The organism is Limimaricola sp. AA108-03 (genome assembly GCF_050847355.1).
Taxonomy (GTDB): Bacteria; Pseudomonadota; Alphaproteobacteria; order Rhodobacterales; family Rhodobacteraceae; genus Limimaricola.
In genome coordinates this window covers 1810901-1837184 of record NZ_CP193755.1, presented here as the reverse complement: position 1 = coordinate 1837184, position 26284 = coordinate 1810901, and the positions used below count along the sequence as shown (strand labels likewise).

General features: G+C 66.5%; 15 protein-coding genes and 1 pseudogene. 15 read left to right on the top strand and 1 reads right to left on the bottom strand.

Annotation, left to right across the window (positions count from 1 at the left end; all coding sequences use genetic code 11):
• The first annotated feature begins 400 nt into the window (after nucleotides 1-400).
• The 6 genes and pseudogenes from ACRAQ3_RS08990 to ACRAQ3_RS08965 all read left to right on the top strand — a co-directional run bounded on the left by ACRAQ3_RS08990 (nucleotide 401) and on the right by ACRAQ3_RS08965 (nucleotide 12533).
• On the top strand, nucleotides 401-4060 hold the full coding sequence (locus ACRAQ3_RS08990) for a beta strand repeat-containing protein (RefSeq protein WP_432254383.1): 3660 nt from the start codon (nucleotides 401-403) through the stop codon (nucleotides 4058-4060).
• A pseudogene (locus ACRAQ3_RS08985) lies at nucleotides 3982-4905 on the top strand (VCBS domain-containing protein); the annotation flags it as partial. The gene ACRAQ3_RS08990 and the pseudogene ACRAQ3_RS08985, both read left to right, overlap by 79 nt.
• A 140-nt stretch (nucleotides 4906-5045) precedes the next feature.
• On the top strand, nucleotides 5046-5948 hold the full coding sequence (locus ACRAQ3_RS08980) for a VCBS domain-containing protein (protein ID WP_432254382.1): 903 nt from the start codon (nucleotides 5046-5048) through the stop codon (nucleotides 5946-5948).
• Complete coding sequence (locus ACRAQ3_RS08975; protein ID WP_432254381.1) at nucleotides 5875-9036, top strand: VCBS domain-containing protein; 3162 nt, start codon at nucleotides 5875-5877, stop codon at nucleotides 9034-9036. Before ACRAQ3_RS08980 ends, ACRAQ3_RS08975 begins: the two co-directional genes overlap by 74 nt.
• Nucleotides 9037-9150: 114 nt before the next feature.
• Nucleotides 9151-11217, top strand: coding sequence for a type I secretion system permease/ATPase (locus ACRAQ3_RS08970; protein WP_432254380.1), 2067 nt, complete (start codon nucleotides 9151-9153; stop codon nucleotides 11215-11217).
• Nucleotides 11218-11222: 5 nt separating this feature from the next.
• Nucleotides 11223-12533 carry an HlyD family type I secretion periplasmic adaptor subunit gene (locus ACRAQ3_RS08965; protein WP_432254379.1) on the top strand — a complete coding sequence of 437 codons (1311 nt, stop codon included), beginning with the start codon at nucleotides 11223-11225 and terminating at the stop codon, nucleotides 12531-12533.
• A gap of 166 nt (nucleotides 12534-12699) precedes the next feature.
• Here the strand turns inward: ACRAQ3_RS08965 and ACRAQ3_RS08960 are convergent, their stop codons facing one another.
• Nucleotides 12700-13005 carry a hypothetical protein gene (locus ACRAQ3_RS08960; protein ID WP_432254378.1) on the bottom strand — a complete coding sequence of 102 codons (306 nt, stop codon included), beginning with the start codon at nucleotides 13003-13005 and terminating at the stop codon, nucleotides 12700-12702.
• Between the two features lie 234 nt (nucleotides 13006-13239).
• Between ACRAQ3_RS08960 and ACRAQ3_RS08955 the strand changes: the two genes are divergently transcribed.
• The 9 genes from ACRAQ3_RS08955 (at nucleotide 13240) to ACRAQ3_RS08915 (ending at nucleotide 26282) form a co-directional block, all read left to right on the top strand.
• The gene (locus tag ACRAQ3_RS08955; protein ID WP_432254377.1) at nucleotides 13240-17214 is read left to right on the top strand and encodes a hypothetical protein; all 3975 of its coding nucleotides are present in this window, start codon (nucleotides 13240-13242) and stop codon (nucleotides 17212-17214) included.
• A 751-nt stretch (nucleotides 17215-17965) separates the two neighbouring features.
• Entirely contained in the window at nucleotides 17966-19000 is a 1035-nt protein-coding gene (locus ACRAQ3_RS08950) for an ABC transporter substrate-binding protein (protein WP_432254376.1), read from the top strand.
• Complete coding sequence (locus tag ACRAQ3_RS08945; RefSeq protein ID WP_269397102.1) at nucleotides 19000-19803, top strand: ABC transporter ATP-binding protein; 804 nt, start codon at nucleotides 19000-19002, stop codon at nucleotides 19801-19803. The genes ACRAQ3_RS08950 and ACRAQ3_RS08945 overlap by 1 nt, the downstream gene beginning before the upstream one ends.
• Before the next feature lies 1 nt (nucleotide 19804).
• Nucleotides 19805-20620, top strand: coding sequence for an ABC transporter permease (locus tag ACRAQ3_RS08940; protein ID WP_269397103.1), 816 nt, complete (start codon nucleotides 19805-19807; stop codon nucleotides 20618-20620).
• Nucleotides 20621-20653: 33 nt separating this feature from the next.
• Nucleotides 20654-22015 (top strand): FAD-dependent oxidoreductase, encoded by a 1362-nt coding sequence (locus tag ACRAQ3_RS08935; RefSeq protein ID WP_432254375.1) that lies wholly within the window; start codon nucleotides 20654-20656, stop codon nucleotides 22013-22015.
• Nucleotides 22015-23175, top strand: coding sequence for a CaiB/BaiF CoA transferase family protein (locus tag ACRAQ3_RS08930; protein ID WP_432254374.1), 1161 nt, complete (start codon nucleotides 22015-22017; stop codon nucleotides 23173-23175). Before ACRAQ3_RS08935 ends, ACRAQ3_RS08930 begins: the two co-directional genes overlap by 1 nt.
• Nucleotides 23172-23945 (top strand): enoyl-CoA hydratase-related protein, encoded by a 774-nt coding sequence (locus tag ACRAQ3_RS08925; protein ID WP_269397106.1) that lies wholly within the window; start codon nucleotides 23172-23174, stop codon nucleotides 23943-23945. The genes ACRAQ3_RS08930 and ACRAQ3_RS08925 overlap by 4 nt, the downstream gene beginning before the upstream one ends.
• Before the next feature lie 13 nt (nucleotides 23946-23958).
• A complete protein-coding gene (locus tag ACRAQ3_RS08920) occupies nucleotides 23959-24897 on the top strand; it encodes a LysR family transcriptional regulator (RefSeq protein WP_269397107.1) in 939 nt (312 codons plus the stop codon).
• A complete protein-coding gene (locus ACRAQ3_RS08915; RefSeq protein ID WP_432254373.1) occupies nucleotides 24894-26282 on the top strand; it encodes an amidohydrolase family protein in 1389 nt (462 codons plus the stop codon). The genes ACRAQ3_RS08920 and ACRAQ3_RS08915 overlap by 4 nt, the downstream gene beginning before the upstream one ends.
• The last annotated feature ends 2 nt before the right edge of the window (nucleotides 26283-26284 follow it).

The window sequence follows — 26284 nt, the reverse complement described above, 5'->3', positions numbered from 1 at the left end:
GGTGGCGCCAGTTAACGATTTCCGAGCGAGTGTGGCGAGACTGTGGCCGCACTGGGGCGGTTATGGGTATTGCAGTGCCAAAGCATTTTTCGGAGTTGTTCAAATGCCGTTCTCGTCCAAAATCTTCCCGTCCAGCGCTTCTGTTGACCTTCCTGTTGATCTCAAGACTTTCTTCGAAAGCCTTAGTGCGCGCATCAAGGAGATCCGTGAGCAAGGAAGTGAGCTTACCGAAGTCACTGCGCCGTCGATCGCAGCCCCGAGCAATGCGGGTTTTTCTCTCGGCGTATACCGCGGTGATGAGAGCCCTGAGCATCTCAGGGGTGAGTCGACCAACCTGATCAACATCGTTTCAGCCAAGGGCGGCGACGATAGGGTCATCGGCACCACCTCCATCGATATCGTGATCGGTGGCGCGGGCATCGACACGATCGATTACTCCTATCTGAATGGTTCGGACAGCGGCGTGTTCATCGATCTAGCGAACCGTTTCGCGGCCGTGGGCGGCGGCGATGTCGATATCGTGGGCGGTTTCGAGAATGTCATCGACTCGACCGGCAACGACGTCCTTCTCGGCGACTCTGCCGGCAACATCTTCCGCCTGCTCGGCGGCCACGACATCGTCAACGGCCGTGGCGGCACCGACGTGGTCCAGCTCGAAGGTAAGGCCGAGGACTGGAAATTCACGCTTCTCGAGGACGCCGAAGGAAAGCAGATCGGCGTCGAGGCGACGAAAGGGACGCACACGGTCAAAGCCTATGATGTCGAATTTTTCCAGTTCAAGGATGGCTCCTCTGGCGGGGATTCCATGTTCCGGGTCAAAGTTGAGCCCACTGACGAGGCCGAGGGTATCGCTCGGGACGACTCTGCTGATGTACAGCAAGACCGTGAAGTTGAACTGAATCTGGTCTCGAACGACGACTTTCTCGGCGCCCTCATGCCGAAGATCATTGCCGCAAGCTTCGGCGGCACTCCCGTGGATGGGTCCTCGCAGACTTTCACCGTAGAGGGGAAATACGGCACGCTGGTCATCGATGCCGAGAAAGGTACGGCTAAATACACAGCCAACAAGGCCGACTCGCTTGCCGAAGGTATCGAGGGTATCGATATCTTCACCTATGGGATCAATGGCGACGATGCCCAGATCACCATCACCATCACCGGCACCAACGACGCGCCGGTGATCGACGCGGCCGCCTCGACGGTGTCGGGCGGCGTGACCGAGCGCGCGGACAAGGCGACGGACGAGAACACGGCCCTCCACACGGCCAAGGGGGCGGTGGTCTTCACCGATGTCGATCTCACCGACACCCACACCGCGGGCGTCGTGGCCCAGGGGACGGAGTATCTCGGCGAGTTCAGCCTCGACACCAGCGCCATCAGCAGCGGCTCGGTCGGCTGGAGCTTTGCGGTGGCCGACGGCGCGCTCGACAGCCTCGCGCAGGGCCAGAAGCTGATCCAGTCCTACGACATCACCGTTGATGACGAAAATGATGGCGGCACCGCGGTCCAGACCGTGACCATCACCATCACCGGCACCAACGACGCGCCGGTGATCGACGCGGCCGCCTCGACGGTGTCGGGCGGCGTGACCGAGCGCGCGGACAAGGCGACGGACGAGAACACGGCCCTCCACACGGCCAAGGGGGCGGTGGTCTTCACCGATGTCGATCTCACCGACACCCACACCGCGGGCGTCGTGGCCCAGGGGACGGAGTATCTCGGCGAGTTCAGCCTCGACACCAGCGCCATCAGCAGCGGCTCGGTCGGCTGGAGCTTCGCGGTGGCCGACGGCGTGCTCGACAGCCTCGCGCAGGGCCAGAAGCTGATCCAGTCCTACGACATCACCGTTGATGACGAAAATGATGGCGGCACCGCGGTCCAGACCGTGACCATCACCATCACCGGCACCAACGACGCGCCGGTGATCGACGCGGCCGCCTCGACGGTGTCGGGCGGCGTGACCGAGCGCGCGGACAAGGCGACGGACGAGAACACGGCCCTCCACACGGCCAAGGGGGCGGTGGTCTTCACCGATGTCGATCTCACCGACACCCACACCGCGGGCGTCGTGGCCCAGGGGACGGAGTATCTCGGCGAGTTCAGCCTCGACACCAGCGCCATCAGCAGCGGCTCGGTCGGCTGGAGCTTTGCGGTGGCCGACGGCGTGCTCGACAGCCTCGCGCAGGGCCAGAAGCTGATCCAGTCCTACGACATCACCGTTGATGACGAAAATGATGGCGGCACCGCGGTCCAGACCGTGACCATCACCATCACCGGCACCAACGACGCGCCGGTGATCGACGCGGCCGCCTCGACGGTGTCGGGCGGCGTGACCGAGCGCGCGGACAAGGCGACGGACGAGAACACGGCCCTCCACACGGCCAAGGGGGCGGTGGTCTTCACCGATGTCGATCTCACCGACACCCACACCGCGGGCGTCGTGGCCCAGGGGACGGAGTATCTCGGCGAGTTCAGCCTCGACACCAGCGCCATCAGCAGCGGCTCGGTCGGCTGGAGCTTTGCGGTGGCCGACGGCGTGCTCGACAGCCTCGCGCAGGGCCAGAAGCTGATCCAGTCCTACGACATCACCGTTGATGACGAAAATGATGGCGGCACCGCGGTCCAGACCGTGACCATCACCATCACCGGCACCAACGACGCGCCGGTGATCGACGCGGCCGCCTCGACGGTGTCGGGCGGCGTGACCGAGCGCGCGGACAAGGCGACGGACGAGAACACGGCCCTCCACACGGCCAAGGGGGCGGTGGTCTTCACCGATGTCGATCTCACCGACACCCACACCGCGGGCGTCGTGGCCCAGGGGACGGAGTATCTCGGCGAGTTCAGCCTCGACACCAGCGCCATCAGCAGCGGCTCGGTCGGCTGGAGCTTCGCGGTGGCCGACGGCGCGCTCGACAGCCTCGCGCAGGGCCAGAAGCTGATCCAGTCCTACGACATCACCGTTGATGACGAAAATGATGGCGGCACCGCGGTCCAGACCGTGACCATCACCATCACCGGCACCAACGACGCGCCGGTGATCGACGCGGCCGCCTCGACGGTGTCGGGCGGCGTGACCGAGCGCGCGGACAAGGCGACGGACGAGAACACGGCCCTCCACACGGCCAAGGGGGCGGTGGTCTTCACCGATGTCGATCTCACCGACACCCACACCGCGGGCGTCGTGGCCCAGGGGACGGAGTATCTCGGCGAGTTCAGCCTCGACACCAGCGCCATCAGCAGCGGCTCGGTCGGCTGGAGCTTTGCGGTGGCCGACGGCGTGCTCGACAGCCTCGCGCAGGGCCAGAAGCTGATCCAGTCCTACGACATCACCGTCGATGACGAAAATGATGGCGGCACCGCGGTCCAGACCGTGACCATCACCATCACCGGCACCAACGACGCGCCGGTGATCGACGCGGCCGCCTCGACGGTGTCGGGCGGCGTGACCGAGCGCGCGGACAAGGCGACGGACGAGAACACGGCCCTCCACACGGCCAAGGGGGCGGTGGTCTTCACCGATGTCGATCTCACCGACACCCACACCGCGGGCGTCGTGGCCCAGGGGACGGAGTATCTCGGCGAGTTCAGCCTCGACACCAGCGCCATCAGCAGCGGCTCGGTCGGCTGGAGCTTTGCGGTGGCCGACGGCGTGCTCGACAGCCTCGCGCAGGGCCAGAAGCTGATCCAGTCCTACGACATCACCGTCGATGACGAAAATGATGGCGGCACCGCGGTCCAGACCGTGACCATCACCATCACCGGCACCAACGACGCGCCGGTGATCGACGCGGCCGCCTCGACGGTGTCGGGCGGCGTGACCGAGCGCGCGGACAAGGCGACGGACGAGAACACGGCCCTCCACACGGCCAAGGGGGCGGTGGTCTTCACCGATGTCGATCTCACCGACACCCACACACCGCGGGCGTCGTGGCCCAGGGGACGGAGTATCTCGGCGAGTTCAGCCTCGACACCAGCGCCATCAGCAGCGGCTCGGTCGGCTGGAGCTTCGCGGTGGCCGACGGCGTGCTCGACAGCCTCGCGCAGGGCCAGAAGCTGATCCAGTCCTACGACATCACCGTTGATGACGAAAATGATGGCGGCACCGCGGTCCAGACCGTGACCATCACCATCACCGGCACCAACGACGCGCCGGTGATCGACGCGGCCGCCTCGACGGTGTCGGGCGGCGTGACCGAGCGCGCGGACAAGGCGACGGACGAGAACACGGCCCTCCACACGGCCAAGGGGGCGGTGGTCTTCACCGATGTCGATCTCACCGACACCCACACCGCGGGCGTCGTGGCCCAGGGGACGGAGTATCTCGGCGAGTTCAGCCTCGACACCAGCGCCATCAGCAGCGGCTCGGTCGGCTGGAGCTTCGCGGTGGCCGACGGCGTGCTCGACAGCCTCGCGCAGGGCCAGAAGCTGATCCAGTCCTACGACATCACCGTTGATGACGAAAATGATGGCGGCACCGCGGTCCAGACCGTGACCATCACCATCACCGGCACCAACGACGCGCCGGTGATCGACGCGGCCGCCTCGACGGTGTCGGGCGGCGTGACCGAGCGCGCGGACAAGGCGACGGACGAGAACACGGCCCTCCACACGGCCAAGGGGGCGGTGGTCTTCACCGATGTCGATCTCACCGACACCCACACCGCGGGCGTCGTGGCCCAGGGGACGGAGTATCTCGGCGAGTTCAGCCTCGACACCAGCGCCATCAGCAGCGGCTCGGTCGGCTGGAGCTTTGCGGTGGCCGACGGCGTGCTCGACAGCCTCGCGCAGGGCCAGAAGCTGATCCAGTCCTACGACATCACCGTTGATGACGAAAATGATGGCGGCACCGCGGTCCAGACCGTGACCATCACCATCACCGGCACCAACGACGCGCCGGTGATCGACGCGGCCGCCTCGACGGTGTCGGGCGGCGTGACCGAGCGCGCGGACAAGGCGACGGACGAGAACACGGCCCTCCACACGGCCAAGGGGGCGGTGGTCTTCACCGATGTCGATCTCACCGACACCCACACGCGGGCGTCGTGGCCCAGGGGACGGAGTATCTCGGCGAGTTCAGCCTCGACACCAGCGCCATCAGCAGCGGCTCGGTCGGCTGGAGCTTTGCGGTGGCCGACGGCGTGCTCGACAGCCTCGCGCAGGGCCAGAAGCTGATCCAGTCCTACGACATCACCGTCGATGACGAAAATGATGGCGGCACCGCGGTCCAGACCGTGACCATCACCATCACCGGCACCAACGACGCGCCGGTGATCGACGCGGCCGCCTCGACGGTGTCGGGCGGCGTGACCGAGCGCGCGGACAAGGCGACGGACGAGAACACGGCCCTCCACACGGCCAAGGGGGCGGTGGTCTTCACCGATGTCGATCTCACCGACACCCACACCGCGGGCGTCGTGGCCCAGGGGACGGAGTATCTCGGCGAGTTCAGCCTCGACACCAGCGCCATCAGCAGCGGCTCGGTCGGCTGGAGCTTCGCGGTGGCCGACGGCGTGCTCGACAGCCTCGCGCAGGGCCAGAAGCTGATCCAGTCCTACGACATCACCGTCGATGACGAAAATGATGGCGGCACCGCGGTCCAGACCGTGACCATCACCATCACCGGCACCAACGACGCGCCGGTGATCGACGCGGCCGCCTCGACGGTGTCGGGCGGCGTGACCGAGCGCGCGGACAAGGCGACGGACGAGAACACGGCCCTCCACACGGCCAAGGGGGCGGTGGTCTTCACCGATGTCGATCTCACCGACACCCACACCGCGGGCGTCGTGGCCCAGGGGACGGAGTATCTCGGCGAGTTCAGCCTCGACACCAGCGCCCATCAGCAGCGGCTCGGTCGGCTGGAGCTTTGCGGTGGCCGACGGCGTGCTCGACAGCCTCGCGCAGGGCCAGAAGCTGATCCAGTCCTACGACATCACCGTCGATGACGAAAATGATGGCGGCACCGCGGTCCAGACCGTGACCATCACCATCACCGGCACCAACGACGCGCCGGTGATCGACGCGGCCGCCTCGACGGTGTCGGGCGGCGTGACCGAGCGCGCGGACAAGGCGACGGACGAGAACACGGCCCTCCACACGGCCAAGGGGGCGGTGGTCTTCACCGATGTCGATCTCACCGACACCCACACCGCGGGCGTCGTGGCCCAGGGGACGGAGTATCTCGGCGAGTTCAGCCTCGACACCAGCGCCATCAGCAGCGGCTCGGTCGGCTGGAGCTTTGCGGTGGCCGACGGCGTGCTCGACAGCCTCGCGCAGGGCCAGAAGCTGATCCAGTCCTACGACATCACCGTCGATGACGAAAATGATGGCGGCACCGCGGTCCAGACCGTGACCATCACCATCACCGGCACCAACGACGCGCCGGTGGCGACTGGGGAAACCTTTACGGGTAAGGAAGACACCACCGTTTTCGGGAATGTTCTCGGGAACGACACGGATGTCGACGGCGACGATCTGGAGGTAGTGCTTACCAGCGGACCGAGTGAGGACTTCGTTGAGAACTTCGAACTGCGCCCGGACGGTACCTTCACTCTCACGCCGAAGGCGAATGTCAACGACAACACATCCGGAGCATCGTTCAGCTTCACGTACAAGGTCGTCGACGGAAAGGGTGGAGTATCTGAAGTCGTTAAGGCGACGGTCAACATCACGCCCGAGAACGACGCGCCTGAGGTCATCCGGTCTACCGATCCTGACTACGCCGAGTATGGAAGATCCTTTCCCCAAGCTTTCCAGGAGGTCCGTGAGGGAGGCGCAAATCCGGAGGGGATAAGCCTTTCGACCAGCGGGTCCTTCCATGTCCGGGACATCGACTCCTTCGCCCAAGATGGCGACGGCATTCGCACGGACTTGGTGTCCATCGGATCAGAGCCGGTCAAGACGGTCTTCCTCCCTGCGAATGATGGGGCCAAGGCCCCGGACATTTCCGAGTTCGTCCAAATCCAGAACTTGAGTATCCAGACAGCCGATCCAGGGGCCACGGTCGCGCTTGTTACCTATACCTTCAAGGTTAATGACAGTGCGCTCGATTTCCTTGGCGAGGGAGACAAGATCACGCTCGATTACGTGGTCACGATCAGGGATGGACATCCGACGGATGAGAAGTTCGTGACCGAGACGGTTACGCTCGAAATCTTCGGGTCCGATGACAAGGCGGTACTCACCGTCGTCAATCCAGGGGACGTGCAGGAGGCGGACGTTGCCTCGGCCCAGTTGATCACTGCCTCGGGCTCCATCACCGTTGACGACGTCGACCAGAACGACGAGATTTCGACTTTGGTTCAGCGCAAAGCGGGATCGGCCAGCTATGAGGGTCCCGATGGTCCGGGCGTTCCTGCCAATGTGATATCGGACGAAGATCTCGCGATCCTGACCAATTGGGAGAACTTGAAATTCAAAGATACCGGGCTGGTGACGAACGGCGCAGGTAAAACCGTCAGTCTCAGCTTCGATTACGAGGCGCCCAGCGGGGTCAATCTCGATGCGCTCCCGGCGGGCGGGTCCCTTACCCTGACCTTCGAGGTCGAGGTAACGGTCGGGTTTGATGATCTTGGGCCCGTGAAGCAAACCAAGGACGTCACGATCACCATCCAGGGCACCAACGACGCCCCGGTGGTCTCCGACATCACGGTGGGTGACAAGACCAATGTCGATGCGGGCGCCAACGCGTCGGTGCAGGACAATGGCAATGTCTACGAGGACGGCGGCGTTGGCCCGGTGGGCACTGACGATATGGGTCAGCAAGAAGTCGAGGTGACCGGATACGCACTGGTGGACGCCTCAGCTTCGGATGTCGATGACGGGGATCAGCTCTTTGTCAGTGGCATCAAGAAGGATGGCATCTCCCTAAATGTGACCTCAGCTGAGACCACGATCGCGGGTACGTACGGCGCGCTCATGATCGCGGCCAACGGCAAATATACTTATAGTCTCTACCAGAATGGACACTCGGAGTACGGCGCGCTCAATGCGCTGGGGCACAACCAGCCGGCGGAGGAGACCTTCATCTTCACCGTGTCGGACGGAAACGGTGGTACTGCCGACGCCAATCTCACCTTCACGGTGATCGGGTCCAACGATCGCCCCGTGGTCAAGCCGGTGGCTGACGTGGTGGTGGACGAGGGCAGCGCTCCGGGTATCGTCCAGGCAAAGGGGCTGGTGACCGCCAGCGATGTCGACGACGGGGACAAGATTGACTTCAAGTTCACTGTTACCGGGCTCACCCCGAACGGCGAACAGATGGAGGACGACGAGAAGAACGCCCTTCTCAAGAAAATCATCGATACAGGAGCCTTCAAGGGCGTCAGCGACGGAAACTGGTCCTTCGAGCTGCCCTCAGCGGATGTGGAGTTCCTCAACGCCGGCAGCAGCCTTGCGATCGAGATCAAGGTCGAGGCGAATGATGGTCAGGTTCAGGCCAACTCTGTCGGAGAATCCAGCTTCACGATCACGATCAACGGGGAGAACGACGCGCCGACGGTGTCGCCGATCGAGCTCAACAACTTGGGCGAAGCGGCGCTCAATCCGCCGGTCATGTTCAACCTGATCGAGGAAGGCGGCGCGTCGGATCTGGATGGAGACACGGTCACTCTCGCAAAGGAAACGGTCGGGGGTATCGAGAAGGTAACGATGAACGGAAACGCTTTCATCAAGCTTTCCGACATCACCGGGGAGGAGACTGTCGGTGACGGCAGCATCGACCTTCAGATCCCGATCGAAACCCTGATCGGCGCGGGCGTGATCACCGTCGATCCTGACGGGAGCTTCACGATAGCTTCGGAAGTCGCGTCGGTCCTTCAGGATCTCTTGGGCAATGGCGACGCCATGGAGTTGGCGGGCACCTTCGGTGTCACCGATGGCACCGCAACCACGCCGGGGAGCTTCGACATCGAGATCCTGGGAGAGGGGGGAGCCGAGACACATACCGCCTATACCGACGATGGCGGCGCGAATATCCCGGACTTCCTGTCGCCCAACGAGCTGTCGGACAACGACGGCGGAGTCGCCGGCTAAGAAGGCGCGACGTTCCCGCCCGGTGATGCCCGGGGCGCCCCTCCATGCGAGGGGCGCCCCCTCATCCCGACGCTGGACACACGCCTTTGCGGATCGACGGCAAGGATGTCTCCCATGAACCGTAAAACCATCGCCCAACAGCAGAAGCTCTACCCCGCGCTCAATGTCGGAAAGGCCGCGCGTCCGGCCTTCTTCTGGGTCGGCTTCTTTTCCTTCTTCGTGAATCTCAGCGCGCTCGTCTCGCCGATCTACATGCAGCAGATCTTCGATCGCGTGATGCAGTCCCGTCATCTCGAGACGCTGTTCTTCCTGACCATGGCCGTGATTGGCGCGCTGGCCATGTTCGCCATGCTCGATGCCGTCCGTGGCGGCATCCTCGCGAAAATCGCCACGTGGTGGGACGAGGTCGTCCAGCCCGACCTGCTCCGCGCCACCGTGCAGACCGCCCGGGCGCGCGGCGGTCGCGAGCTCGGGGCGATGTCCGACCTCGCGCAGGTGCGGCAATTCGTCGGATCCTCGGCGATCCTGCCGATCTTCGACGCGCCCTGGATGCCGCTCTTTCTCTGTGCCATCGCGCTGATACATCCCGTTCTGGGGATCGTGGCGCTCGCGACCGCCATCTGCCTCTTCGCGCTCGCCGCCCTCAACGACTTCGTGGTGCGGCGACGGCTCGAAGGCGTGGGCGGCTTCCAGCGCCGTGCGACCCAGACGGCCGATCTCGCGGTCCAGAACGCCGAGACGATCCACGCGCTCGACATGCTGCCCGGCGTGCTCGCGAAGTTCCGGGCCGATAGCGGCTTGGCCGGCACCGCGCAGCATCGGGTGGCCACATATACCGCGCGGATGGCCGCCTTCTCGAAATTCCTGCGCATCACCGCGCAGATCGCCGTACTTGGCCTCGGCGCCTATTTCGCCATGCTCGGCGAGATGACGTCGGGCGGCATGATCGCCGCCTCGATCATCCTCGGCCGCGCGCTGGCTCCGGCCGAGCAGGCGCTCGGGGCATGGCGCAGCTTCGTCGCCGCCCGGCAGGCGCATGCCAGGATCCACCAGATCCTGGCCGGGGCTCCCGCCGACGAGGAGCGGATGCAGCAGCCGCCGCTCCGGGGCAGGGTGGAGTTCAGCGAGATCGGCCTGCGCCTGCCGGGGGCCCTGCGTCCGGTGCTTCGCGGCGTGACGCTCACCATTCCCGAGGCCACCATCGTCGCCATCGTCGGCCCCTCGGGCTCGGGGAAGTCGACGCTGTGCAAGATGCTGATCGGCGCGATCGAACCCTCGGCAGGCTCGATCCGGATCGACGGCGCGGAGGTGTCGAACTGGAACCGACCCGAGCTGGCGCGGCAGATGGGCTATCTCGGCCAGAAGGTCGAACTCTTCGACGGAACGGTGGCCGAGAACATCGCCCGCTTCCAGGAGCCCGATCCGGCCAAGGTGATGAAGGCCGCCAGCCTCGCGGGGTGCCACGATCTCGTCAATGGTCTGCCGGAGGGCTACGAGACGCAGGTCGGGCCCGGCGGGCTCAACCTCTCGGGCGGGCAGGCGCAGCGCATCGGGCTCGCCCGCGCGATCTATGGCGATCCGAAGCTGCTGGTTCTCGATGAACCCAATGCCAATCTCGACGCGTCCGGCGACGAAAGCCTGCAGCAGGCGATCCGCACCCTGCGCAAGGAGGGCGCGACCATCGTCATCGTCAGCCACAAGACGACCGCGCTCACGGATGTCGATCTGGTCGTGTCGATGAACGCCGGAACGATTGCCAAGACGCGCACGCGTGACGAGTTCCTGCGCGAGATCTTCACGCCGGTCTCCGAAAGCATCCGCAAGGCCGCCGGGGTCGCCGAGGCGCCGCAGCCCGAGGCAGAGACGCAGCCGGACACGACCGTTCCCGGCCCGGCACAAGAGGATGGAGCCAACGCCGAGAACCCGTCCATGACCAAGGCGGCCGCCGCGACGCAGGGCGTCGAGGCGAGTTCGCCTCAGGCCGCGAAAGCTCCGACCATGACAGTGAAGCGCGACCTGCGCGCCGAGCTGAAGCGCGCGATGCGCGAAGCGGCTGAGAAGAAGAACAAGCGAACAGTGCCCCCGGTCCCAGCATCTCCGGGTCGCACTCAGGCCGGAGCGGATAACGGCCCGCTCCGGCTGACCAACCGTGTTGATACGGGTGCAGGAGAGGAGGGATGAGTGCCATGAAGACTGCGGGTATCGGCACGGAAATTCGTGGCATGGTGATAGCGGGGCTCGCCGTGATCGCGGCAGGCTTTGGCGGCGTGGGGACATGGGCGGCGCTCACCCCGCTCGCCTCGGCCGCCATCGCCCCCGGAAAGGTCAGCCCCGACGGCGCGTCACGCACGATTTCGCACCTCGAGGGCGGCATCGTGTCTGAAATCCGGGTGCGGGAAGGGGACGTGGTCGAAAAGGGAGCCCCTCTGCTGGTTCTCGACGAGGCTCTCGCCCGGGCAGACCAGCGGTCGCAATTCCGCAAGCTCGCGCGGCTCGAAGTCCTTCGCGCGAGGCTCACGGCCGAAGCTCAGGGAGCGGAGGTATTCGTGCCACCTGTCGATGAGAATGCGAGTACGGATCAGGCATTCCTCGAATACGTCGCGAACGAACGCGAGACCTTCGCGCTGCGGCGCGAGCGCCGGGCCGAACAGCTCGAGATCTATGACCGCCAGCTCGCTCAGGTCGTCGAGGAAACCCGCTCGATGGCGCTGCAGGCGGCCGGTCTGGACGAACAGGTCGTGCTTCTCGAACGTGAACTCAAGACCAAGCAGGCCCTCTTCGACCAGGGCCTCTTGCGGGAATCCGAGGTAAATGCCCTCGCGCGCAAGCGCGCCGAGCTTTCCTCCGAGGCGGAAGCGCTTCGCGCCTCGATGGCGCGCGCTGCAATGAAGTCCGAGGAGATCGAAATCTCGAAGACCGCACTCGACACCGAGCTTCTCAACGAAGTCTCGGAGCGGTTGGCCGAGGTCAATGCCGAGGTCGCGCAGGTCGAAGAAGCCCTCAACGCGACTTCGGACATTCTCTCGCGGACCGAGATCCTTTCACCGATCGACGGCACGGTGCTCACGCTCAACGCCAAGACCGTGGGGGGCGTGGTCCGCCCCGGCGAGCCGATCCTCACCTTGACGCCCCTCGACGAAGACCTGATCGTCGAAGCGCGGCTCGACCCCCGGGACGTCGACAACGTCATGCCGGGGATGAGCGCGAGCGTGCAGTTCCCGTCTTTCCTCATGCGCCATGCGCTTCCCATGGAAGGCGTGGTTCTCACGGTCGGGTCCGACGCGATCGAGGATGAGGCCTCCGGGACGGATTACTACCCGCTGCGGGTGAAAGTGTCCGATGAGGATATCGCCGCGGCTATCGGGGGCGCGGAAATTCGGGCCGGCATGCCAGCCGATGTCTTCGTCGAGACCGGTCACCATACGCCGCTCCGATACGCCTTCGACCCGATCCTGGCATCCTTCTCGAAGGCCTTCCGCGAGGAGGTCGTGCGCTAATTGAACTCGGGCCAAGTGCAGCTGCGTGCTCCTTGGCCCGGAAGCCTTCAATCTTCGGTCCTGCAGGATCATCAGAGGGTGATGGAAGCTTCGGTTCCCGACGGCCGGGGATCCAGGTGGGTAGGGCAGGCGGCTGTCGAACTCTGCCTGCGCAATGTCGATCGCGTCACCCGATAGGTTCGGGTGGCGTTATCGACCCGGAAACATTCCGCGAGAAACCGTGGCCCTGACAGGGTTCACGGTTTTCTCGTTCCAGCGCCCTCATCTTTTTGGCCATCTCGGACGGCATGCCCGCGCGCGTGCCGCTATCGGATTCCGTCCTCCTGACATGCTCGTTCAAAGTCTGCGGGGTGCAGCCGATCCAGTTCGTGATCGACAGGAGGGCCGCCCATCGGCACCCATGCTGCGCTTCATTGCCCAGAACCACACGCTCGCGCATTTCAGGCGCGCAATCGTTGATCGTCGCGCCCATGCTCCGCCTAGCTCAGGAGTTGAAGCCCCCGACATGCCCGGGGCGGCCTACCGGAACCGAGCTTGGCTTGGCCAGACCGGAGATGACCCTCGGGGCCGACGGCACCTCGCAATCCGACGCTGCGTCATTGGCGGACACACAGGTGTCACGCCGCAATCTCCGCACATTGTCGCCCCCTGAAAATGATTTGCTGGTTCTTAACGATATCCGTGTCCAGCTACGCCGCGAGGTGCCATGAATCCCATCGGACCCATTACCGACAGTGACGGCGCGGATGACCGCCTGAACGAGACTGCCCATGTCGGCTCCACGGTGGGCGTGAAGGTTTCGGCCACGGACCCCGATGCTGCGGACACGGTGACCTATGCCACCGATAATGATCGCTTCACGGTGGATGCCGATGGCACGGTCCGGGTCGCCGACGGGGCCCACTTCGATCACGAGACCGAGCCCAGCATCTCCCTCACAGTGACGGCGACGTCGTCGGATTCCACGACGTCCGCCCATGTCTTCAATCTGACCGTCGACGATGTGAACGAAGCGCCGGTCATAGGCGTCGTTCAGGGCAGCGGCCGGATCGACAGCAGCAATTTTGCCGCTTCAGGCGCAGGCTACACCGTTTCCGCGCGCCAGATCACCGACAGCGGTGAGCTGAGCGCACCGTCCACGGCTCTGGTCACACATAGCAACCACGGCCTCGGCGTCCTGGGCTCGACCGGTTCGGGCGCACCCGCCAATCAGCTGGGTTACGATGCCGGTCGCCTGCTCTCCGAGGAAATCATCGTCTCGTTCGATACTGCGGTCGCCAGCGCCGAAGTCGGCATCGCGGCGCTTTGGAGCAGCGAGAATGGCAGCTACGAAGTCGGACATTACGTCCTTTACATGAATGGTGCCCAGGTCGGGAGCAGCGATTTTGCCTCGCCCGCGCACCATCAGGGTACGGTGCTTCAGATCGACCCTGGCGTCGCTTTCGACCAGATCGTGTTCAGCGCCACCCCCTACGGCGACCAAGGCAACATCACGAACAACAGCAGCGACTACTACATTCACGCCATCAACTACCACAGCGCCATGGGCGTGGCCGAGGATGCCGCCGCGGGCACGGTGGCCGCGAAACTGGTGGCACAGGACCCCGACACCGGCGACAGCGTGACGCTCTCGCTGGTCGACGGAAGCGGCAACGCCGTCATCGCCGGCAATTTCGAACTCGTCGGTGACGAGATCCGCGTGAAGGCTGGCGCCACATTGGATCGCGAGACCGCCGGGGTGCAACGGCTCACGGTTCGCGCCACCGACGACCAAGGGCTGTATCAGGACCGCTCGGTCGACGTTCATGTGCTCGATGCGAACGAGCACGCCATCGGCGCGATCAGTGACGCCGACGGCGCCACCCTCGACCGGATCGACGAGACCGCGGGGGCGGGCACGCTGGTCGGGATCGAGGCCCGCGCCGAGGATGCCGACGCCACCGCCACGGTGCGCTACGCGGTGGACGACGCGCGCTTCGCCATCGCCGCCGACGGCACGGTGCGGATCGCCGCCGGCGCCAGCTTCGACGCCGAGACCGAGCCGAGCGTCGCGCTGACCGTCACCGCGACCTCCTCGGACGGCTCCAGCGCCGTGCGGCGCTTCGACATCGCCGTGGCCGACATCAACGAGCACGCCATCGGCGCGGTCAGTGACGCCGACGGTGCCACCCTCGACCGGATCGACGAGACCGCGGGCGCGGGCACGCTGGTCGGGATCCAGGCCCGCGCCGAGGATGCCGACGCCACCGCCACGGTGAGCTACGCGGTGGACGACGCGCGCTTCGCCATCGCCGCCGACGGCACGGTGCGGGTCGCCGCCGGTGCCAGCTTCGACGCCGAGACCGAGCCGAGCGTCGCGCTGACCGTCACCGCGACCTCCTCGGACGGCTCCAGCGCCGTGCGCCGCTTCGACATCGCCGTGGCCGACATCAACGAGCACGCCATCGGCGCGGTCAGTGACGCCGACGGCGCCACCCTCGACCGGATCGACGAGACCGCGGGGGCGGGCACGCTGGTCGGGATCGAGGCCCGTGCCGAGGATGCCGACGCCACCGCCACGGTGAGCTACGCGGTGGACGACGCGCGCTTCGCCATCGCCGCCGACGGCACGGTGCGGGTCGCCGCCGGTGCCAGCTTCGACGCCGAGACCGAGCCGAGCGTCGCGCTGACCGTCACCGCGACCTCCTCGGACGGCTCCAGCGCCGTGCGCCGCTTCGACATCGCCGTGGCCGACATCAACGAGCACGCCATCGGCGCGATCAGTGACGCCGACGGCGCCACCCCGGACCGGATCGACGAGACCGCGGCCACGGGCACGCTGGTCGGGATCGAGGCCCGCGCCGAGGATGCCGACGCCACCGCCACGGTGAGCTACGCGGTGGACGACGCGCGCTTCGCCATCGCCGCCGACGGCACGGTGCGGATCGCCGCCGGCGCCAGCTTCGACGCCGAGACCGAGCCGAGCGTCGCGCTGACCGTCACCGCGACCTCCTCGGACGGCTCCAGCGCCGTGCGGCGCTTCGACATCGCCGTGGCCGACATCAACGAGCACGCCATCGGCGCGATCAGCGACGCCGACGGCGCCACCCCGGACCGGATCGACGAGACCGCGGCCACGGGCACGCTGGTCGGGATCGAGGCCCGCGCCGAGGATGCCGACGCCACCGCCACGGTGCGCTACGCGGTGGACGACGCGCGCTTCGCCATCGCCGCCGACGGCACGGTGCGGATCGCCGCCGGCGCCAGCTTCGACGCCGAGACCGAGCCGAGCGTCGCGCTGACCGTCACCGCGACCTCCTCGGACGGCTCCAGCGCCGTGCGCCGCTTCGACATCGCCGTGGCCGACATCAACGAGGCCCCGACGTGGTTGGACGTCAGCACTCTCGGCGTGGAGGAGAACGCGGCCGGCGCCGTGGTCGGCCGGATCACGGTGGCCGATGTCGATGACGGTTCACGCCATGATTTCACGGTTTCGGATGCTCGCTTCGAGGTGGCATCCGGCCAGCTGCGGCTGAAGCCCGGGGTGATGCTCGATTACGAGGTCGAACCGAGCGTCGAACTCCACCTGACCGCGACCGATACCGATGGGCTGAGCTTCGGTCGCGACCTGACCATCAATGTCGCCGACGTGTTCGACTTTGCCGTCACTGAATACGCCGATCATGTTGTCGGCAATTTCGAGGGGAATGAAGTCGACGCTCTGGGCGGCGACGATACGATCTTCGGTCGCGCGGGCGACGACCTGCTCTGCGGCGGGGCGGGCGATGACCGTATCGCCGCCGGTCGGGGAGACGACCATGCCCATGGCAATGATGGCGACGACAGCCTCAAGGGGGGCACCGGCGATGACCGGCTGCTGGGGGGCGCGGGACATGACACGCTGAATGGCGGTCGTGGCGCCGATGTCATCCTGGGGTCATGGGGCACGGACCTGTTGCGAGGCAAGGCCGGCCAGGATCAGCTTTTCGGTGGCCGTGAATCGGATTGGCTGGGCGGCGGTCGCGGCAGGGACGTCCTGTTCGGAAATCGGGGCGATGACGAGCTCCGCGGACATGTCGGCGCCGACAGGTTGCGCGGTGGCCATGGCGCGGATGAGTTGCATGGGGGCGTGGGGGCGGACAGGCTGAACGGCGGTCTCGGGAACGATGTCCTGAACGGCGGCAAGGGAGCGGACGTCATGCGAGGCTCCTCCGGACAGGACCGTCTGCATGGCGGCCATGGGCGCGACGAGATGTTCGGTGGCCGTTCGGCCGATATTCTCGGCGGCGGACGTGGCGGTGACCGCCTGCAGGGAGGCAATGGGGACGACACTCTGAATGGGGGAAGAGGGAACGACCTCCTTCGGGGAGGGAACGATGACGATCACCTGCACGGAGGTCGCGGCGCGGACCGGATCCTCGGCGGCATCGGCAATGACACGGTGTCGGGAGGACAGGGGGGCGACGTGTTCGTGTTCAAGAGATTGCGGGCGGGGGAGGTCGAGACGATCCGTGATTTCGAGGCCGGGATCGACGTCATCGAACTCCACGGCCTGGCCCCCGAATTGGTTCGAGAGTCGATCTTCGATGCAGTTCGCGACGGCGACTATGATCATGCCGAGGTCGTCATTAAGGGTCAGACCCTCAAGTTCAAAGGGATGGATGCCAGCAGCCTCTCCCTGGACGATTTCGTTCTCGTCTGAGAGCAGAAGGGTCGCAGGACATCCGCCTGACAGGGTTCAGAACGGATCGGCCGCATCGAAAGTCGGCACGATGAGACCTGTCCCTGACGGCTGCCGCACGACGAACTGCTTCATCTGCAACACCGCGCTGCGCTCGTGCAGCTCGCTTCGGCCTGATGCGATCCTGAGAGGGGCGGGGACGCCCACCCGACTGGCGGGCGCGGGTGACCTGAGACCGTCTCGGACACACCGATGCAGGCCAGTTGGACCTAGTATGAGTCCGCCGGGCTTTCTTCCTGGTAGACGGTTGGGTCGGGCGAGGGCTTGATTGGGAGACGGTGCCCGAACGGCGCCCGACTGGCCGGTTCCAGACTATTCACCGCTGCGCCGGTGACGGGTGCCCCTCGCGGTGCAACTCCAGTATAAGACCTCGGGGCAGCTGCACCGATCGCTAATTGGCAAGCATCCATCCCCGGCCATCGCTCCGAGATCGATGTCAGAGGGCAGCAAGCGCCACGGTGATGGCGGCGGCCATGACCTGAAATCTGTCCTTCCTGCGAGCCGGGGGAGAATCCGTGAGTGATTTCCGGAGCCATGCGGCCTGCCGTTCCGATGGTGCTGACCTGCAACTCGGCGGATTCCTTAGATTGCCGAAATTAGATCGCGGTGGCGCAAAGTTTGTTCTTTATTGGAACGCGCGAGCCCCGCATCATCCCGCTCGATGGTCGGCGTCGGGAGGGATGCCGGTGATCGAAAACAGGGAGACGTCACGATGCCGAACACCAAACTCACCAAGCGCCGGTTCTTGCAATATGCCGGGGGCATGGCCGCTGCAACCGGCCTGCCGGCCGTCATCGGCGTCGGCCCTGCCTCGGCAGCCGGGCTGAGGACGGTGGATATGCAGCTTGGCTGGCTCGCCTCCAACGGTCTCCTGGGCGAGGTCGTGGCGCAGGCCAAGGGCTTCTACGAGGAAGAGGGGCTGGAGCTGAAGATCACGCCGGGCGGTCCGAACGTGGACGGCGTCGGCTCGGTCGCGGCCGGGCGCTCCGAGGTGGGCCAGATCTCGTCGAGCCCCTCGGTGATGCTGGCCCGCGCCGCGGGCATCCCGATCAAGGCCTTCGCGGCCGGATACCAGAAGCACCCCTTCACCTATTTCTCGCTGCCCGACAACCCGATCCGCGAGCCCAAGGACATGGTCGGCAAGACCATCGCCACCCAGCCCACCGCGCATATCCTCTTGAAGGCGCTGCTGGCGGCCAACGACATCTCCGAAGATGATGTCGAGATCGTCAACATGGGCTCGGACATGAACCAGCTGATGACCGGGCAGGCCGCGGCCGTGACCGGCTGGCTGACCAACATCGCGGCGCTCGACGTGCTCGGCGAGGAGCGGGTCGACCTGATGCTGTGGGACACCGGCATCCAGCTCTACGCCACCGTCTACTACGCGACTGACGAGACCATCGAGACCGACGCGGAATCACTCGCGGGCTTTACCCGCGCCACCGCGCGCGGCTGGCACTATGTACGCGAGAACCCCGAGGAGGCGGTCGATCTGCTGATCGCGGCCTATCCGAACATGGACCGCGAGGCGGAGATGCGCGCGGTCGAGCAGGTGCTCGGTTTCGTCTTCACCGAAGCCACCGCCGAGAATGGCTGGGGCACGATGAACCACGAAAACTGGGAGACGCAGATCGCGGCCTATGCCGATCTCGGCCAGTTCGACGGCGACGCACCGACCGTGGACGAGGTGATGACGCTGAAGATCCTCGAAATGACTGCCGACGCGCGCAAAGAGGTCTCCTGATGGTCGCGGCAGAGCTTCATACGGCAGCGGGGAATCCCGCTGCCACGCCCGATCCGGGCGCGATCCGGGTCGAGAATGTCGACGTCACCTTCGCCGAAGGCACTGTGGTCGCGCTCAAGGACGTTTCGGTGGAGATCCCGCAGGGCGCCTTCGTGACGATTCTCGGGCCTTCTGGCTGCGGCAAGTCCACGCTGATGCGCGCCATCGCCGATCTGGTCCCGGCCGCCGCCGGGGTGGTCGATGTGCAGGGGCAGTCGCCCCGGGACGCCCGGCGCGACCGCAACTTCTCCTACGTGTTCCAGGACGCGACGCTGCTGCCGTGGCGCACCGCCCTGGAGAACGTGCAGCTTCCGCTCGAGGTGGGCGGCGGCGGCGATGCCCATGCCGATCCGCGCGATCTCCTCGAACTCGTCGGGCTCAAGGGCCGTGAGAACGCGCTGCCGCACGAGCTGTCGGGCGGCATGCGCCAGCGCGTCGCCATCGCCCGCGCGCTCGTCACCAAGCCCAAGATCCTGCTGATGGACGAACCCTTCGGCGCGCTCGACGAGATCACCCGCGACAAGCTCAATGAGGAAGTGCTCAGGATCTGGCGCGAGACCGGAACGACGATCCTCTTCGTCACCCATTCGATCCCCGAGGCGGCCTTTCTCGGACAATACGTGCTGATGCTCGCCGCCCATCCGGGGCGGGTGAAGGAATTCATGAAGGTCGAGCTGCCGTCCGAGCGGCGGCTGGCGGATCGCGACACGCTGGAGTTCGTCCAGATCACCGCGCATCTGCGCAAACTGCTGGAGGAATGCTGAGATGGCCGAGGCAAGCCAAATCCCGATGCCTGTACCGGCGCCGCGCATGAGCCGGGTGCTCGACGCGGTGCTCGACCGCGGCCCCGCGCTCGCCGCCGTCGCGGGCCTGCTGCTCTTGTGGCAGGGCGTGGTGTGGTTCTTCGAGGTGCCAGAATACATGGCGCCGAGCCCGATCGCCGTTCTCGGTGCCTTCCAGGACAATGCCGGGACGCTGTGGCTGAACTTCTGGCCCACCTTCTTCGAGGCGGCGCTGGGCTTCGTCGCGGGCAACCTCGTGGCGATCCTGCTGGCGGTCTGGTTCGTGCACAACACCACCGCCGAGCGCGCCTTCTTCCCGATCGCGGTGTTCATCAACACCATCCCGATCATCGCGCTGGCACCCGTTCTCGTGCTGATCTTCGGCAACGGCTTCGCCCCCAAGATCATCATCGCGGGCCTGATCTGCTTCTTCCCGACGCTGGTCAACATGGTGCGCGGCCTCAAGGCGGTCTCGCCCGCCACGCTCGACCTGATGCGGGTGCTCTCGGCCTCGAACTGGGAAATCTTCTGGAAGGTGCGTCTGCAAAGCTCGCTGCCCTTCCTCTTCGCGGCGCTCAAGATCGCCTCCACCACCTGCGTCATCGGCGCCATCGTGGCGGAATGGATCGGCTCGAACTTCGGGCTCGGCGCGCTGATCATCGAGGCGACCTTCAACTTCCGCTCGCCGCTGCTCTACGCCACCGTCTTCACCGCAGCCCTTCTGGCCGTGGTCATGTTCGCCCTGGTGAGCTTTGCCGAAGCCAAGTTCATCCGCTGGAAGACCTCGGACGTCCACTGAACGCCGCGCAATAGAATATTTAGGAGAATCAAGATGTTGAACAAAACCATCAGGGAGAGTCTGCGCGACGTGCCCGTGGTCGACCGCTCCGACGTCGTCGTGGTCGGCGGTGGCCCCGCCGGGATCTCCGCCGCCGTCTCCGCCGCCCGCAACGGTGCCTCGGTCACGCTGCTGGAGCGCTACCCCTATCTCGGCGGCCTCGCCGCCGGCGGCATGGTGCTGCTCCTCGACGACATGCACAACGACACCGAGATCACGGTGAAGGGCATCTGCATGGAGATGATCGAGCGGATGCGCGCCATCGGGCTGTGCCACACGCCGCCCGAGGAGGACCGGATGCCCGGCCGCCGCGAGACCCAGGAGAACTGGAAGAAGTATTCGCGCTGGGGGATGTTCGACTTCCACACCCAGTCGATGCCGCACCCGGTCTGCTTCGCCGCCGCCTTCGATCCCGACGGCTACAAGAAGGTCTCCTACGACCTGATGGAGGAGGCCAAGGTCAAGCTGCGGCTGCACAGCTGGTTCTCCGAGGCCATCGTCGAGGACGGCGTCGCCAAGGGCGTGATCTGCGAGACCAAGGAAGGCCGCCAGGCGATCATGGGCGGCGTGATCATCGACGCCTCGGGCGATCTCGACGTCGCGGCCTCGGCGGGCGCCAAGTTCCAGGAGGCGAGCTTCATCGTCACCACCGTCTCGCGCTGGGGCAATGTCGACACCGACAAGGCCGAGGCCTGGCAATACGCCAACCCGGAGGAATTCCAGCGTCTCGACCACGAGGCCAAGCGGATCATCGGCGGCTGCTGGAACTACTGGTGGCTCAAGACGCCGCTGCCGGGCGTGATCTGGCTCAACTGCCCGCACATGCCGCAATATAGCGGCCTCTCGGTCGAGGGGCTCACCGGGGCCGAGTTCGAGGGCCGCAAGCGGATGGAGAAGCTCATGACCTTCGCCCGCGAGAACCTGCCGGGCTTCGAGAAGGCGCATGTGGTGGATTTCGCGCCGCAGACCGGGGTGCGCACCACCCGCCTGCTCGAAGGTGAGTACGTCGTCACCAAGGACGACGTGATGAAGCGCCGTCACTTCGCCGACACCGTCTGCCGGGGCCGCGACTACTACACCCCCTACGGCGCGCTGGTGCCCAAGGATGTCGACAACCTGCTGGTCGCTGGCCGCCACTACTCCTGCACCCCGCAGGCCCAGAAGAAGAGCCGCGAGATCCCGCCCTGCATGGCGCAAGGCGAGGCCGTGGGCGTCGCCGCGACCGTCGCGCTCAACGCCGGCGTCACCGTGCGCGAGGCCGACGTCTCCGCGATCCAGAAACAGATGCGCGCGCAGGGTGCCGATCCCGGCGACGTGCCCTCGTCCAACGCCCTCGTCATGGAGGCCGCAGAATAATGACCCAACCGCTCCCCCTCGATGGCATCAAGGTGATCGATTTCACCCAGGTGATGCTCGGACCCTCCTGCACCCAGGTGCTTGCCGACTACGGCGCCGAGGTGATCAAGGTCGAAAAGGAGAAGATCGGCGACCTGTCGCGCTGGTCGCTGGGCGCCGACCCGGACGGGCTCAACAACCCGATCTTCTGCTCGCTCAATCGCAACAAGAAGAGCTTGGCTCTCAACCTCAAATCCGAGGAGGCCCGCGCCCAGGTGCTCGAGCTGATCGACACCGCCGATGTCGTGGTCAACAACTTCCGCCCCGGCGTGATGGAGCGGATGGGGATGGGCTACGAGGACCTGAAGAAGCGCAACCCCGGCATCATCTTCGCCGTGGGCACCGGCTTCGGCCTCGAAGGTCCCAACAAGCACAAGGGCGGGCAGGACATCCTCGCCCAGGCGATGAGCGGCGTGATGGAACGCCGCTCGGACCCCGAGCTGCCGCGCGCGATTTTCTCGACCGCGCTGTGCGACTACACCGCCGGCATGCACCTCGTCCAAGGCGTGCTGCTGGCGATCCTGCAGCGCCAGAAGACCGGCGAGGGCCAGCAGGTGGCGGTGAGCCTCTATTCCTCGATGCTGGCGATGCAGATGCAGGAGGCGGCGGCGCACATGATGCGTGGCCGCGACCTGAACTGGGGCGCGTTCCCGCTCACCGGTGTGTTCGAGACCACGACCGAGCCCTTCGTCATGGTCGGCGCGTTCAAGGAAAACCCGCTGCGCGACATCTGCACCGCGATCGGGATCGAGGACCTGTCGAAGGAAGAGCGTTTCCGCGACTTCGACGCGCAGGCCGCGCACCGCGCCGAGCTGCAGGCGATCTTCAAGCGCGAATTCGCCAAGAACAGCCGCGAGCACTGGCTGCAGCGGCTGGAGGAGGTCGACATCCTCTGCGCGCCGGTGCGCACGCTCGCGGAGGCGCTCGATGACGAGCAGACCATCGTGAACAACATGGTGATCGAGGCGGGCGAGACGCCGGCGGGCAAGATCCGCCTCGTCGGCAGCCCGATCGACATGTCGGCCGCGCCGCTCAGCGTCCGTCAGGGCCCGCCGCAGCTCGGCGAGCACAATGGCGAGATCCTCTCCGGGCTCGCCCCGAAGAAGGCGCAGGTGGCATGAGCGTCCATTACGAAGTCCGCGACCGCGTCGCCCGGGTCACCATCGACCGGCCCGAGGTGATGAACGCGATCGACCAGAAGACCGAGGCCGCGCTGGAGCGGATCTGGTGCGACATCGAGGAGCGCGACGACATCTCCGTCGCGGTCCTCACCGGGGCCGGGGAGAAGGCCTTCTCGGTCGGCGCCGACATGAAGGACTCGTCGCTTTCGGGCCTCGAATACTGGGCCGCGCCGCGCCCCAACGGCTTTGGCGGCATCTCGTTTCGCCGCTCGCTCGACGTGCCGCTGATCGCGCGCGTCAACGGCTACGCGCTGGGCGGCGGCTTCGAGATGGTGCTGGGGGCCGACATCGTGGTGGCCGCCGAGACCGCGAAGTTCGGCCTGCCCGAGGCGCGGGTGGGGCGGATGCCGCTCGATGGCGGCATGGTGATGCTGCAGCGCAAGATCCCGCACAACCTCGCCATGGGGGTGATGCTGGGCGGGCGGCGCATCGACGCGGCCACGATGGAGCGCTTCGGCCTCGTCAACGAGGTGGCGGGGCAGGGCGAACTCGACGCCGTCACCGAGCGCTGGATCGAGGATATCGCCGCCTCCGCGCCGCTGTCGCTGCGCGCGATCAAGCAGGTGGTGAACCGCACCGGCCATCTGAGCCCGTCCGAGGCGCAGGCGATGAAACTGCCCGCGGTTGTGAAGGCGCTCAAAAGCGCCGATGCTGACGAGGGCGTTCGCGCCTTCCTCGAAAAGCGCGCGCCGGTCTGGCAAGGCGCCTGACCGGAGAGACGACATGCACGCAGCCTTCCTGCGCTATTTCACGGTGGTGGCCCGCGCGGGATCGATCCGCGCGGCCTCCGAGCAGCTGCATGTCGCCTCCTCCGCGATCAGCCGGCAGATCCAGAAGGTCGAGGACGAGCTCGGCACGCCGCTGTTCGAGCGGCTGCCGGGGGGCTTGCGGCTGACGCAGGCGGGCAAGCGGCTCTTGGCCCATGCCGATCAGACCTTGAACGATTTCGAGGTGCTCAAGGGCGAGCTGGGCGCGCTCAGGGGCGAAAAGACCGGCACCGTCTCGATCGCCTCGCTCGACAGCCTGCTGGTGAGCTTCCTGCCCGAGCAGGTGAGCCGCTATCACAAGGCCCATCCCAAGGTCGATTTCCGGGTGCGCACCGGCGCGCATGGCACCGTCGCCACCATGGTCGCCGAGGGCGAGGCCGATCTCGGCATCACCTTCAGCCTCGCGCGGCCAGAGGACACCGAGTTCATCTCGCCGATCCCGATGCCGCTGATGGCGATGGTCGCCAAGGACCACCCGCTGGCGGATCGCGCCTCGGTGACCCTGGCCGACTGCGCCGCCTACAACCTGCTCTTGCAGCTCGACACCGCGCCGATCCGCTCGTTGATCGAGATGGAACTGTCGGTGCTCAACCGCACCGGCCGGGTGCTGGCGGCCTCCAACAACCTGCTGATGCTCAAGCCGCTGATCCTCGAAGGCGACGGTGTCGCCTTCTACACGCCGCTGGGCATGGTGCGCGAACTCACCGAAGGCAGCATCGCCGCGGTACCGCTCGCGGGCACGCGCCTCGGGGGCCTGGAACTGGGGCTTCTGGTGCCGCGCCGCCGCAAGCTGACGCAGGCCGCCGAGGCCCTCGTCGCGCAGCTGACCGAGGGGCTGGAGGAGCTGCGCGACGCGCCGTGGATGCGCAAGTTCAACGCGCTGGAAGGCGCGTGAGCCTCGCGCTCGAGGTCGACCGCTGGTGGCCGCGCCCCGGGCACGGCGCCCCCGAGGGGCCGCGCCGCATCACCTTCGGCCCCGAACCGCAGGCGGTGCCGGGGCAGGGCGGCACCGGGCTGATGGCGCTGCCCGCGCCGATCAACGGGCACGATCATGGCTACGGCATCCGCACGCTCGATTTCGGGGCGAATGACGACGCGCTGGAGCCGTGGATCGCCGGGCTGCGGCTCAGGCCGCGCACCGATCCCTATCTCGAGGCGCTGGTCGCCTTTTCGCGGCTGGCCCGCGCCGGCTGCGCGGGCACCGTGCATTGCCATAACTCGCTCAATGCCGACCGGCTGGTCGAGGAGGCGGGCGAGGTGGTCCGCGCGGCGCGTGATGTCGGGATCCGGCTGGCGCTGAGCTGTCCGCTGCTCGATGCCTCGCCACTGGTCTATGGCGGGGCGGAGGCCTACCGGCAGAGCCTCGATGCTGCCGATGCGGATTGGCTCGACGGGCTGCTGCCGCGCTATGCGCCGATCCCCCAGCAGATCGCCGCCGTGGAGGAGATCGCCCGGCGCCATGCCGGGCCGATGGTCGACGTGCAGCTCGGCCCCATCGGCCCGCAATGGTGCTCGGACGCGATGCTGGAGGCGGTGGCCGAGGCCTCCGAGCGCCACGACCGGCGCATCCACATGCATCTGCTGGAAAGCCCGCGCCAGCGCGACTGGCTCGACCGGCGCTTTCCGGGCGGGGTGGTCGCGCATCTCGACGCGATCGGGTTCCTGTCGCCGCGCCTCACCGTGGCGCATGGCGTGCAATTGACCGAGGCCGAGGCGGAGCTTCTGGCCGAACGCGGCGTGCGGCTCGCCTCGAACCCCTCGGCCAATCTGCGGCTGCGATCGGGCATCCTGCCCGGCGCGGTCCGCGCGCGCGTGGCGACCGGCATCGGCCTCGACGGCACCGGGTTCGACGACGCGCAGGACATCTGGGCCGAGATGCGGCTCTTCGGCTTGCTGCAGGCGGGGCGGGGGCTGGAAACCGAGATGCCCGTGGCCGCCGTCTTCGACGCGGCCTGCAGGACCAATGCCGATATCGGCGCGATGCCGGAAGGGGCCGACGTGGTGACGCTCGACTGGGCCACGCTGAGCGCCGAGGCGCTGTGGCCCGACGACGCGCCGGGCGAGAGGCTGCTGGCCCGGATGGGCGCGCGCCATGTCCGCGATCTCGTGGTCGCGGGCCGCGCGGTGCTGCGCGACGGGGCGCTCACCGGCTTCGATGCCGATGCGGCCCTGGCCGAGCTGATGGCGCAGGCCCGCGCCGACCTGCCGCGTCTCGACGCGCTGCGGGTCGATGTCGCGCGGATCGCGGCGCTGACGAAGGCGCATTACGCGCAAAGCTGAGG